Annotated in this window: 11 protein-coding genes; 10 read left to right on the top strand and 1 reads right to left on the bottom strand. The window is 65.8% G+C overall.

Annotated features, from left to right (window positions below; translation table 11 throughout):
- Positions 1-188 precede the first annotated feature (188 nt).
- A complete protein-coding gene (locus tag KYC_RS05920; protein WP_081477999.1) occupies positions 189-977 on the top strand; it encodes a response regulator in 789 nt (262 codons plus the stop codon).
- 27 nt (positions 978-1004) lie between these two features.
- Here KYC_RS05920 and hemN read toward each other — a convergent pair whose 3' ends face one another.
- Positions 1005-2435, bottom strand: coding sequence for an oxygen-independent coproporphyrinogen III oxidase (gene hemN, locus KYC_RS05915; RefSeq protein ID WP_008159899.1), 1431 nt, complete (start codon positions 2433-2435; stop codon positions 1005-1007).
- Between the two features lie 153 nt (positions 2436-2588).
- On the opposite strand from hemN, the gene KYC_RS05910 reads away from it, so the two are divergent.
- From KYC_RS05910 to KYC_RS05870, 9 genes are all read left to right on the top strand, one after another.
- The gene (locus KYC_RS05910; RefSeq protein WP_043517704.1) at positions 2589-2855 is read left to right on the top strand and encodes a hypothetical protein; all 267 of its coding nucleotides are present in this window, start codon (positions 2589-2591) and stop codon (positions 2853-2855) included.
- 187 nt (positions 2856-3042) lie between these two features.
- The gene (locus KYC_RS05905; RefSeq protein ID WP_008159896.1) at positions 3043-3762 is read left to right on the top strand and encodes a FadR/GntR family transcriptional regulator; all 720 of its coding nucleotides are present in this window, start codon (positions 3043-3045) and stop codon (positions 3760-3762) included.
- A gap of 79 nt (positions 3763-3841) precedes the next feature.
- The gene (locus KYC_RS05900; protein ID WP_008159894.1) at positions 3842-5086 is read left to right on the top strand and encodes a Zn-dependent hydrolase; all 1245 of its coding nucleotides are present in this window, start codon (positions 3842-3844) and stop codon (positions 5084-5086) included.
- 23 nt (positions 5087-5109) lie between these two features.
- Positions 5110-6609, top strand: coding sequence for an aldehyde dehydrogenase (locus tag KYC_RS05895; RefSeq protein WP_008159892.1), 1500 nt, complete (start codon positions 5110-5112; stop codon positions 6607-6609).
- 392 nt (positions 6610-7001) lie between these two features.
- Positions 7002-8576 carry an ABC transporter substrate-binding protein gene (locus tag KYC_RS05890; protein WP_008159891.1) on the top strand — a complete coding sequence of 525 codons (1575 nt, stop codon included), beginning with the start codon at positions 7002-7004 and terminating at the stop codon, positions 8574-8576.
- Positions 8577-8678: 102 nt separating this feature from the next.
- On the top strand, positions 8679-9686 hold the full coding sequence (locus KYC_RS05885) for an ABC transporter permease (RefSeq protein WP_008159889.1): 1008 nt from the start codon (positions 8679-8681) through the stop codon (positions 9684-9686).
- The gene (locus KYC_RS05880; RefSeq protein WP_008159887.1) at positions 9683-10522 is read left to right on the top strand and encodes an ABC transporter permease; all 840 of its coding nucleotides are present in this window, start codon (positions 9683-9685) and stop codon (positions 10520-10522) included. Before KYC_RS05885 ends, KYC_RS05880 begins: the two co-directional genes overlap by 4 nt.
- Positions 10523-10531: 9 nt before the next feature.
- Positions 10532-12163 carry an ABC transporter ATP-binding protein gene (locus KYC_RS05875; RefSeq protein ID WP_008159885.1) on the top strand — a complete coding sequence of 544 codons (1632 nt, stop codon included), beginning with the start codon at positions 10532-10534 and terminating at the stop codon, positions 12161-12163.
- A gap of 39 nt (positions 12164-12202) precedes the next feature.
- Entirely contained in the window at positions 12203-12487 is a 285-nt protein-coding gene (locus tag KYC_RS05870; RefSeq protein WP_008159883.1) for a cupin domain-containing protein, read from the top strand.
- The last annotated feature ends 5 nt before the right edge of the window (positions 12488-12492 follow it).

Below are 12492 nucleotides of genomic sequence, written 5' to 3'. Positions count from 1 at the left end.
TCCGCTGGATATACGCCGACCCCACGCCCAGCCCTTAATTTTTTTCCCGACAACATCCTGGCGTGTCTGGCTGGGTCGCCGTGCGTCGGTCTGATTTTGACTAGTTTGGCGTCCGCTCGGCCAATCCAGCACGTAATCTGCCGACCAAAATCTAGGACCAATCGGGACAGGTGCGCCAGCGCCGCATCATGGCGGCAGCTGCCCGCAAGCGTCCCATCCGACCGTGGAGCAACGATGAATCCTGTTTCAGAGTCAGCCAGCAAGTCACCCGGCCCCACCCCCGCGATGCCCGCGACGCGCCAGCGGGGGGCACCGGCACGCGCCGCCATCTGCTACTGTCGCGCCCGCCCCCCGTCGTCCGCGTCGCCATCCTGGACGACCACCCCGTCGTGGCGCTGGGGGTCGGCGCCTATCTGGAAACGCGGCCGGGCTTTCAGGTGCTGCACCGCGAAACCTCGGCGCGGACGTTAATGGAAAAATTGGCGCACACCCCGTGCGACGTGGCCCTCATTGATTTTTACCTGCCTCTGGACCCCTGGGACGGCGTGAACTTCCTGCGGCGCGTCCGCCGCTACCATCCCGACATGGCGATCATCACGTTTTCCGCGGGGAATCGGCTTGAAACCGAATACGCCGCCTATCGCGCGGGCGCCAATGGCTACCTCGCCAAACAATGGGGCATGGTCCTGCTGCCGGACATGATCAAGGGAGTGGTCGGCGGCAAGGCGCCGTTTCTATCCGTGCAAGAAGGCAAGATCCACAGCCAGCCGCCCTCTTCACCTCATGCGCTGCTGACCACCTCCGAGGTGGAGATTTTGCGACACATCAGGCAAGGCCTGTCGGTCACCCAGATCGCCGTACGCCTGGTGCGCAGCAAGAAAACCGTCAGCACCCACAAACGCCGCGCCATGCGCAAGTTGCAGCTTGCCGACGACCTGTCGCTGGCGCTGTACCTGCGAGACAAGTTTGCGGAATAGCCGCACACGGCCCCGCCGTGCGCAGCGTCAGATGATGCGGGAGTAGCTGGCGCCGGTGGCGGCCGTGCGCAAATACCCGTCGAAGGCCATGGCCACCGCGCGCACAAAATACCAGCCCAGGCCGGTTACCCGCAGTTCTCCCGGGTGCAGGTTGACCAGGCCCAGTTCCGCCAGGCTCGCCATCTGGGAGAGCTCGCGGCTGAAGTAGTCGCCAAACCGCAGGCCATGGCGCGCTTCGATACGCGCGAAATCCACGCGGCCCTGGCACATGATTTCCATGATGACCTCGCGCCGCACGAGGTCGTCGGGATTCAGCGTCAATCCTCTTTCGACGGCAAACCGTCCGCCTTCAATGGCCTCGTAGTATTCGTCGAGCACCTTGGCGTTCTGGCTATAGGTGTTGCCGATGCGGCCGATGGCGGACACGCCCAGCGCCACGAGGTCGCGGTCAGGCTGCGTACTGTAGCCCTGGAAATTGCGGTGCAGTTCGCCGCGCTGCTTGGCAATGGCCAGCGCGTCGGTATTCAGCGCGAAATGGTCCATGCCGATGTAGGTGTAGCCCTGCGCCAGGAATCCCTGGATTGCGGCGCTGAGCAGGCCCACGCGCGTGGCGCGGTCGGGCAGGTCGGCTTCGTGGATGCGGCGCTGGGGCTTGAAGCGTTCGGGCAGGTGCGCGTAGGCATAGAGCGCGATGCGGTCCGGCCGCAACGCGATCACTTGCTCGATCGTGCGGGCAAAGGATTCTGCGGTCTGCAGGGGCAGGCCATAGATCAGGTCCACATTGACCGACGCATAGCCCAGCGCCCTTGCGCTATGCATCAGCGCGGCCACGTCTTCATAGGACTGCACGCGATGCACCGCCACCTGCACCCGCTTGTCGAAGTCCTGCACGCCGAAGCTCAGCCGGTTGAAGCCCAGCTGCTTCAGATACGCCAGGCGTTCGGGGGTGGCCGTGCGCGGATCCACTTCAACGGATATTTCGGCGTCGGGCTGGAAATGGAAGGCTGCCCGCAGGTCGCCCATCAGGCGCGCCAGTTCTTCGTCGGAGAGGAATGTCGGGGTGCCGCCCCCAAAGTGCAATTGCGATACCGGCACGCCCTGCCCCAGCTCTTGCACGTGCAGGGCGATCTCCCGCGACAAGGCGTCCAGATAGCGGGCGGCGCGGTCATGGTGGCGAGTCACCACCTTGTTACAGGCGCAGTAGTAACAGACGGATTCGCAAAAGGGGATGTGGACGTAGAGCGACAGCGGCTCAGCCGGACTGGCGGCGCGGCGCTGCTGCAGCGCCAGGCGGTAGTCTTGTTCGCCAAAGCCGCCGTGATAGCGGTCCGCTGTGGGATACGAGGTATAACGCGGCCCGTTTTTGTCCAGCCGGGCCAGCAGCTGCGGGGGAAAAAGCGGCTCGGCGGTGGCGGGCGCCGGCGATTCCAGGGATTGAGGGCGTAGAGCGGCTTGCATAACCTGGATTATTCGCCTGCGCGGGCGAACGAACCTTGATCTTGCGCAAACCCCAAGCCGGAGACCCGTTTGCGGGCAAATCGCACGAATTCGTGAGCGGCTTGGTCCGGCCCTAAAATGCAGGCATTCATGAAGCAAAACAAGGACATGCAAATGGACACCGAATTGGACGGCCGCCTGTTGGCCATGCGCCAGGCGCTGGCGATCGCCATCGCCCTATCCACCCGCAGCAGCCCGCAGGCCACGGACATGGCCCTGGAACTGCTTGATGACCTGAAGGCGAACCTGGACCGCACACCCGCGGACAGCCCGTTTGACAAGCCGGAATGGGTGCTGGGCGCACACGATGAACTCGACGGCATCGCGCGCCTGGTGCGCGCCTTCACGCAGACGCCCGACCCCGACGAAGACGCGCAATAGCGCTATCCGGACGCCGCCTCCCGCTGCGGTGTCCGATCCCGTCTTAACTGGCCTGACCACCAGACGAAAAGAGGTGAAATCCCTCACATCGTTTTCCCTGAATTCGCCGGATTTTCCTTTTATTTCAATATCGAGGTGCCTATATTAGTGGCCTGACCACCAGGCCAACCATTGCGCGAACCGCCCGATGAGCACCTTCCAAGCCGTTGCCGTCACCCGCTTGTACCGCATGATCGCCGACCAGATCGCCGGCCGCATCAAAGCGGGCGATTTCCCCCGCGGGCGGCGGCTGCCATCGGAAAGGGATCTGGCCGAGCAGTTGCAGGTCAGCCGCGCATCTATTCGCGAAGCGCTGATCGCACTGGAGATCGAAGGCTACGTCGAAGTGCGCGTGGGAACGGGCGTATTCGTCGCCGACAAGGACGGCGCGGCGGCCGATCCGGTTCGCAGCCGGGACGACATCGGTCCTTTCGACCTGCTGGAAGCACGCCTGATCGTCGAACCTGAATGCGCCGGCATGGCGGCCCAGCATGCCACCCCGGCCCAGCTCGCGGCCATCCGCGAGGCCCACGAAGGCATGTCCCTGACCGACTCCCCTGGCCGGCACGATCGCGAATTCCATGGCGCCATCGCTGCCGCCTGCGGCAATGCGGCGCTGGCCGCCAGCGTCGCCCACTTGTGGAGCCTGACCCTGTCCAGCTCCGTGTACCGCCGGATGCAGGACTATTTCGTCGACGCCAAGGTCTGGGCAACGGCCCATGCCGAACACCAGCGCATTCTGACGGCCCTCATGGCGCGCGACCCCATCCGGGCGCGCCATGCGATGCATGCGCACCTGCTGGGCATCCTGGCTCGCCTGCGTGAAGACTTCGGCGATGCGCCCGGAAAGATCCCGCCGGACACCTGACGCCAGCCCGCACGAGGGCCGCCGTTTCGTGCGCCCGCCATCCCACACCCGACCTCCCCCCCATTCACCAAGGCGACCTATGACTTCCCCTACTCTGTCCATTGATGGCAACCGGCTGTGGCAGTCGCTGATGGACCTGGCTCGGATCGGCGCCACGCCCAAGGGCGGCAATTGCCGCCTGGCGCTGACCGCGCTGGACGGCCAGGGCCGCGACCTGGTCACCGGCTGGATGCGAGATGCCGGCATGGCGGTGCGCGTGGATCAGGTGGGCAATATCTTTGCCCGCCGCGCCGGCCGCGACGACAGCCTGCCGCCGGTCATGACCGGCAGCCATATCGACACCCAGCCCACCGGCGGCAAGTTCGACGGCTGCTACGGCGTGCTGGCCGGTCTGGAAGTCATGCGCACGCTCAACGATGCCGGCGTGATCACTGAAGCCCCGCTCGAAGTGGCCATCTGGACCAACGAAGAGGGCTCGCGCTTCGTGCCGGTCATGATGGGCTCCGGCGTATTCGCCGGTAAATTTCCCCTTGAGACGGCGCTGAGCGCGCGCGACGCGCAGGGAATCAGCGTGCGCGACGAACTGCAGGCCATCGGCTACGCGGGCCAGGACCCGGTGGGCGGCCGGCCGGTGGACGCCTACTTCGAGGCCCACATCGAACAGGGCCCGATCCTCGAACACGAAGAGAAAACCATCGGCGTGGTGACGGGGTCGCTGGGCCTGCGCTGGTACGACATCACGGTGACGGGCATGGAAATGCACGCGGGCCCTACGCCCATGCCGATCCGCCGCGACGCATTGTTCGCCGCCAGCTTTCTGCTGCAGGCCGTCGTCAACATCGCCAACACCCACCAGCCTCACGGGCGGGGAACCGTGGGCGAGATCCACGCCCACCCGGGTTCGCGCAACGTCATTCCCGGGCAGGTCCGCTTCACCGCCGACCTGCGCCACGAGAACGAAGCGACGCTCGCGCGCATGGACCAGGAGTGGCGGCGCGTGTGCGACGACATCGCGGTGGCGCATGGCGTGCGCGTCGAGGTGAAGGACGTGCAGTACTTCCCGCCGACGCCCTTCGACTCAGACCTGGTGGACAAGGTCCGCCAGGGCGCCGCCAGCCGCGGCCTGCCCGCCATGAACATCGTCACCGGCGCTGGGCACGACGCCGTGTACATGGCCGCCGTCGCGCCCACCGCGATGATCTTCGTGCCCTGCAAGGACGGCGTCAGCCATAACGAAATCGAAGATGCGCAGCCTGAGCACCTGGAAGCCGGCTGCAACGTACTGCTCGACGCCATGGTGGCTCGGGCCAACGGCGCGCGCTAGCGCCCTCTGCAAGGTCATCGCCTATGTCACAGCACACTCTTGAATACTGGCAGCAAAAGGCGGAAGCGCTGACGCTGCGCGGCCAGGCCTACATCGACGGGGCCTACGCCGACGCCGCCGACGGCGCCACCTTCCCCGCCACCAGCCCCATCGACGGCCGCAAGCTGGCCGACGTGGCCGCCTGCGGCCAGGCCGACGTAGACCGGGCGGTGGCCGCGGCCCGCCGCGCGTTCGACAGCGGCGTCTGGTCCGCGCTTGCGCCGCGCGAGCGCAAGTCGCGCATGCTGAAGCTGGCCGCCCTGATCTCCGAACACACGGAAGAACTGGCGCTGATCGAAACCCTGGACATGGGCAAGCCCATCCGCGACGCGCTGGCGTTCGACCTGCCCGAAACCGTTCAGACCTACGCCTGGTACGGCGAGGCCATCGACAAACTGTATGACGAGATCGCGCCCACCGGTCCCGACGCGCTTGCCACGGTCACGCGCGAGCCGGTCGGCGTGGTGGCCGCCGTGGTTCCGTGGAACTACCCGCTGCTGATGGCGGCCTGGAAGGTTGCGCCCGCGCTGGCCGCGGGCAACAGCGTCATCCTGAAGCCCGCCGAACAGTCCTCGTTGAGCGCCCTGCGCCTGGCCGCGCTGGCGCAGGAAGCCGGCATCCCGGCCGGCGTCTTCAATGTGGTGCCCGGCACGGGTCCGGTGGCGGGCCGCGCACTGGGCGTACACCCCGATGTGGACTGCCTGGCCTTTACCGGCTCAACCGCCACCGGCAAGCGCTTCATGAGCTATTCCGGCGAATCCAACCTGAAGCGAGTCTGGCTGGAATGCGGCGGCAAGTCCCCCCACATTATTTTTGAAGACTGCCCCGACCTGGACCGCGCCGCGCTTATCGCCGCGCTGGCGATCTTCTCGAACCAGGGCGAAGTCTGCATCGCGGGCTCCCGGCTGTACGTGCACGACTCCATCTACGAAACCTTCATGGAAAAGGTGGCCGCGCACGCCGCCGCCATGCAGCCGGGCAACCCGCTGGATCCCGAAACCACGCTGGGCGCCATGGTGGACGAACGGCAGACGCGCTCGGTGATGGCGCGCATCGAGGCCGGCGCCAGCCAGGGCGCAAGTTTGCGCATCGGCGGCCGCCAGGTCCGCACCGACACCGGCGGCTTCTACATCGAGCCCACCATCTTCGACTGCGTCGATGCCGGCAGCGAGCTGGTCCGCGAAGAGATCTTCGGCCCCGTGCTGGCGGCGCAGCGCTTCCATACCGAAGACGAGGCCATCGCGCTGGCCAATGATTCATCGTATGGCCTGGGCGCCGGCCTCTGGACTGCGAACCTGGGGCGGGCGCATCGCCTGTCGCGCCGCCTGCGGGCGGGCCTGGTCTGGGTCAATACCTATGCCGCCGGCGACATCACCGTGCCCTTCGGCGGCGTCAAGCAGTCCGGCTTCGGCCGCGACAAATCGCTGCACGCGCTGGACAAGTACAGCGATCTGAAAACCACGTGGATCGACATCACCGTGTAGCCGCGAAGCCCGCTCGATCATGCCGTAGACCGCACGCCTGATTCGTCCAATAAAAATGCAAAGGGGAAAAACTTGCAGCCGGACACTCAACGCATTGCCGCCGAATTCGACGCCCTGGCGCCTTGCCCGGGCCAGGCGCCGCCGCGCGCGCCCTCCGCCGACGCGCACTGGGCGTTGACCCGTCGCGCCCCCCATGCACCACTGATTTCGCCGCATTGGTGCGCGGCGCCTTACCCAGCACCTGAACGAAGCACCTGAACGAAGCATTGTTGCAGCAGCTCCACCCGCAGTACCCCAGAAACGCAGGTGGCATGAGGTTTGCTTATTCCGGCACGGCATACGCCGCGCACGAGCGGCCGCCTGTCAGTCCCTTTCCAGCCCGGAGGCTCGCAGTGAAATCGAAAAAATGGTTCTCCCTCAGCATCGGCGCACTGGTCCTAGCGGCCGCGCTGCCCGCCACACAGGCCCTGGCCCAGACCAAGGGCGGCACGCTGAACATGATCGTCCAGCCCGAACCGCCCGTGATCGTCACGGCCATCAACCAGCAGGGGCCGACCCAGTTCGTCGCCGGCAAGATCTACGAAAGCCTGCTGACGTATTCCACCGACCTCAAGCCGCAGCCCGGCCTGGCCAAGTCGTGGGAGGCTTCCGCCGACGGCCTGACCTACACCTTCCATCTGCAGGACAACGTGAAGTGGCATGACGGCAAGCCCTTCACGTCGGAGGACGTGGTGTTTTCGCTAGCGGATATGCTGCCCAAGACCCATGCGCGCGCCCGCGTCATCCTGAACAAGTTCGTCGATTCGGTCCAGGCGCCTGACGCCAAGACCGTGGTCATCAAGCTGAAGTCGCCGTTCCCGGCCTTTATGCTGATGTTCGAGCCGGGCTTTGCGCCGATGATGCCCAAGCATTTGTATGCCGGCACCGACTACATGACCAACCCGGCCAACCAGAAGCCGGTGGGCACCGGGCCGTTCATGTTCAAGGAATGGAAGCGCGGCGAATACATCAAGCTGACGCGCAACCCCGACTACTGGAAGCCGGGCATGCCGTACCTGGATGAGCTCGTGTTCAACGTGATTCCCGACGCGGCCTCGCGCGCCGTGGCGTTCGAGCGCGGCAGCGTGGACGTGCTGCGCGGCGGCGACGTGGACAACGTCGACATCAAGCGCCTGCGCGCGCTGCCCAAGGTGGAATACACCACGAGCGGCTGGGAGATGTTTTCGCCGCAGGCCTATCTGATCTTCAACATGCGCAAGCCGCCCTTCGACAACCTGAAGGTGCGCCAGGCCGTCATGGCCGCCATGAACCGCAACATGGTGGTCAACAACATTTTCTTCGGCCTGGGCAAGGTGTCGACCAGCCCCTTCGTGACCACCGAGATGTTCTACGACAAGAACATGCCGGCCATGGCGTTCGACATGAAGAAGGCGCGCGCGTTGATCAAGGAATCGGGCATCAAGCCCGGAGACTACACGATCCGCCAACTGAGCTTCCCCTATGGCTCCACTTGGGACCGTCTGGGCGAATACACCAAGCAGGCACTTGAACAGCTGGGCTTCAAGGTCAACCTGGAATCCACCGACGCGGGCGGCTGGGCCAGCCGCACCGGCAACTGGGACTTCGACCTGACGACCAACTTCACCTACCAGTACGGCGATCCCGCGCTGGGCGTGCAGCGGCTGTATATCTCGTCGAACATCGTCAAGGGCTCGCCCTTCGCCAACGTGCAGGGCTACAGCAACCCCGAGACCGACAAGCAATGGGAGGCTGCGGCATCCGAGGTCGACCCGGCCAAGCGCCAGGAGCTTTACAGCAAGATCCAGACGACCCTGGTCAACGAGGTGGCCAACGGCTTCATGGTGGACATGGAGTTCCCCACGCTCTACCGCGCCAACGTGAAGAACCTGGTGAAGACGGCCATCGGCCTGAATGAGTCGTTCGACGACGTCTACATCGAGAAGTAAGCGCTGCGAGACGCCGCCGCGGATGTTCCCGCGGCGGCGCACCCCGGCCGAGCGACGGACGCGCCTGAACGCTCCGCGCCCGTCCTGAGAGGACCCCGACGCATGAAATTCCTGACCTTTCTTCTTTCCCGCATCGGCAAGGCCCTGGTGGTCGTGCTGGGCGTGGTGATCATCAATTTCTTCCTGATCCGCCTGGCGCCCGGCGACCCTGCCGCCGTGCTGGCGGGCCAGGCCGGCGCGGGCGACGCCGCCTACGTCGAACAGCTGCGCGCGGCCTTCGGCCTGGACAAGCCCGTCCTGACGCAATTGCTGCTCTACCTGAAGGGCGTGCTGCAACTGGACCTGGGCTTTTCCTACCGCAACCACGTGCCGGTGCTGGACCTGATCGTCGAGCGCCTGCCCGCCACGTTCCTGCTGATGTCGTGCGCCTTCGTGTTTTCCATCGTGCTGGGCGTCCTGCTGGGCGTCGTGGCGGCCAAGGCGCGCTACCGCAACAAGCGGCGCTGGATCGACAGCTCGGTGATGACCGGCGCCCTGCTGCTGTATGCCACGCCGCTGTTCTGGCTGTCGCTGATGGGCATCCTGCTGTTTTCCGTGGTGCTGGGATGGCTGCCGGCCTTTGGCATGGAAACCGTGGGTGGCGGCCTGACCGGATGGGCGCGCGCAGGCGACATTGCGCTGCATCTGATCCTGCCCACCGTCACCCTGGGCTGCTTTTTCATGGCGGTCTACGTGCGGCTGACGCGCGCGTCGATGCTGGAGGTGATCGGCATGGACTTCGTAAAGACGGCGCGCGCCAAAGGCGTGAGTCCCAGCCGCGTGATCCGCGCCCACGTGCTGCGCAATGCGCTGCTTCCCGTCATCACCTTCGCCGGCATCCAGCTTGGCCAGATGGCGGGCGGCGCGGTGCTGACCGAGACCGTGTTCGCCTGGCCTGGCATCGGCCGGCTGATGTTCGACGCCCTGCTGCAGCGCGACTACCAGTTGCTGCTCGGGATCTTCCTGGTCACCTCCATCATGGTGGTGGTCTTCAACCTGCTGACCGACGTGCTTTACCGCCTGATTGATCCGCGCATCGCCGCAGGCGCGCAGCAAGGAGTCTCCGCATGAAGTCATTCGCCCAACGTTATATGCGCAACTACGGGGCGGTGGCCGGCCTGGTCATCATGCTGATCGTGGTCGTCGTGGCTCTGGCGGCGCCGCTGCTTTACGAAGAGTCGCCATGGATGATGGTGGCCGATCCGCTGATCCCGCCGTTCACCAACGCGGACTACCCCTTCGGCACCGACATGCTGGGCCGCGACATCACCGCCGGGCTGGTGTGGGGCGCGCGAGTGTCGCTGATGGTGGGCCTGCTGTCCACCGCCGTGGCGCTGCTGTTCGGCATCGTGGTGGGCTCGGTCGCAGGCTATTGCGGCGGACGCGTGGACGACGCGCTGATGCGCTTCACGGAGTTCTTCCAGACCATTCCGCAACTGGCCATGGCCGTCGTGCTGGTCGCGATCCTGAGCCCGTCGGTGTATTCCATCATGGGCGCCATCGCGGTGGTGTCGTGGCCGCCCGCGGCCCGGCTGGTGCGGTCGGAATTCATGACGCTCAAGCAGCGCGAATTCGTACAGGCGGCCATCGTCATCGGGCAGACGCCTGCCCGCATTGTCGGCACCCAGATCCTGCCCAACGCCATGTCGCCCATCATCGTCTCGGCGTCCTTCATGGTGGCCACCGCCATCCTGACGGAGTCGTCCCTGTCCTTCCTGGGCCTGGGCGACCGCAACCTGATGAGCTGGGGCTTCATGATAGGCGCGGCGCGCACCATGATCCGCGAAGCCTGGTGGATGAGCGTGTGGCCCGGCGTGGCAATCCTGCTGACCGTGCTGGCCATCAACCTGATCGGCGAAGGCCTGAACGATGCCCTCAACCCGCAACTGCGCAAGCGCGGCGAATAGGAGGCCGACATGAACGAAACCCCGCCGCTGCTTTCCATCCAGAACCTCAGCATCGCGCTGCCCAGGGGCGGCGACCGCCCCTACGCCGTGCAGGACGTGTCGTACGACATCCGCGCCGGCGAGATCCTGTGCATCGTGGGCGAGTCCGGCTCGGGCAAGTCCATGAGCGCGAACGCCATCATGGGGCTGCTGCCCGACTACCTGACGCCGCAGCAGGGCCGCATCCTGTTCCGCGGCCAGGACCTGCTGGCGCTGGACGAACCCGCCTTGCAGGCCATGCGCGGCAAGGACATGGCGATGATCTTCCAGGAGCCGCTGTCGGCCCTGAATCCCCTGATGACCGTCGGCGAGCAGATCAGCGAAGTCATGCGCGTGCATAACGCCTATCCCGGCGCCGAACGCGGCAAGCGCACGCTCGAACTGCTGGAATTCGTGGGGCTGCCCGATCCGGCCACGCTCTACCACGTGTATCCCTTCCGCCTGTCGGGCGGCCAGCGCCAGCGGGTGATGATCGCCATGGCGCTGGCGCTGGAACCGGCCCTGCTGATCGCCGACGAGCCCACGACCGCGCTGGACGTCACCACCCAGGCCCAGATCCTGGCGCTGATCGCCCGCATCCAGAAGGAGAAAGGCATGGGCGTGATGTTCGTCACGCACGATTTTGGCGTCGTGGCGGAGATCGCCCACCGGGTCGCGGTCATGGAAAAAGGCGTGCTGGTGGAGCAAGGCCCGGCCGCCGAGGTCCTCAACCGGCCCCGCCACCCCTACACCCAGCGCCTGATCGCCGCCGTGCCGCACCGCCGCGGCGAGGAGCGCGCCGCCGCCGAAGGCGACAAGCCCGTGCTGGAGGTGAAAGACCTGAAAAAGACCTACGTCATCGGCCACGGCTGGCTGGGCGGCAGGCGGGAAGTCCATGCGGTGGATGGCGTGAGCTTCTCGGTGCGCCGCGGCGAGACGCTGGGTATCGTGGGCGAATCCGGGTCGGGCAAGTCCACCATCGGCAAATGCCTGCTCAAGCTGGTCGGCATCAATGGCGGCCAGCTGCTCTTCAACGGCCAGGATATCGCCGCCCTGTCCGAGTCGCGGTTCCGGCCCATGCGCCACGAGATCCAGATGATCTTTCAGGATCCGTTCGCCTCGCTCAATCCGCGCCACACGGTGGGCCGCATCATCAGCGACGGCCCGGTCGCCAATGGCGTTCCGCGCGCCCAGGCGGAAGCGCGGGTGCGCGAGCTGCTGTCGCTGGTAGGGCTGGACCCGTCCGCCTTCGACCGCTATCCCAACCAGTTCTCGGGCGGGCAGCGCCAGCGCATCGGCATTGCGCGCGCCCTGGCGCTGGAGCCCAAGGTGCTGGTGGCCGACGAGTCGGTGTCGGCGCTGGACGTTTCGGTGCAGGCGCAGGTGCTGCAATTGCTGCATGACCTGCAGCAGCGGCTGAAGATCGCGCTGGTGTTCATCACCCACGACCTGCGCGTCGCGGCGCAGATCTGCAATTCGGTGCTGGTCATGCACCGCGGGAAGGTGGTGGAATACGGTTCGCCCGCGCAGATCTTCGACAATCCCCAGCATGCGTATACGCAGCAGCTGATTGCCGCCGTCCCCGGCCAGCACTGGGACCCGACCAAGGCGCAGGCCGCCTGAGCCCATTTCAGACCCATGATTGAAACCAGGAGAGAACCCATGCAACGCCCCCCCGCCGTTCCCACCGTGCAGATCGACAACGAGCTGGTCACCGTCACTGAATGGCGCTTTCCGCCGGGCGGGGAAACGGGCTGGCACCGGCACGGCATGAACTACGTGGTGGTGCCGCAAACCACCGGCCCCTTGCTGCTGGATACGCCCAACGGCCAGGTGACCAGTCAGCTCACCACCGGCGTGGCGTACTACCGGCCGGTCGGCGTCGAGCACAACGTCATCAACCCGAGCGACACCGAATTCGTGTTCGTCGAGATCGAGCTCAAATAGGCCCC

The organism is Achromobacter arsenitoxydans SY8 (assembly GCF_000236785.1).
GTDB lineage: Bacteria > Pseudomonadota > Gammaproteobacteria > Burkholderiales > Burkholderiaceae_B > Achromobacter > Achromobacter arsenitoxydans.
Note: the sequence above shows the minus strand (reverse complement) of the source record. Positions and strands in the feature narration are given on the sequence as shown.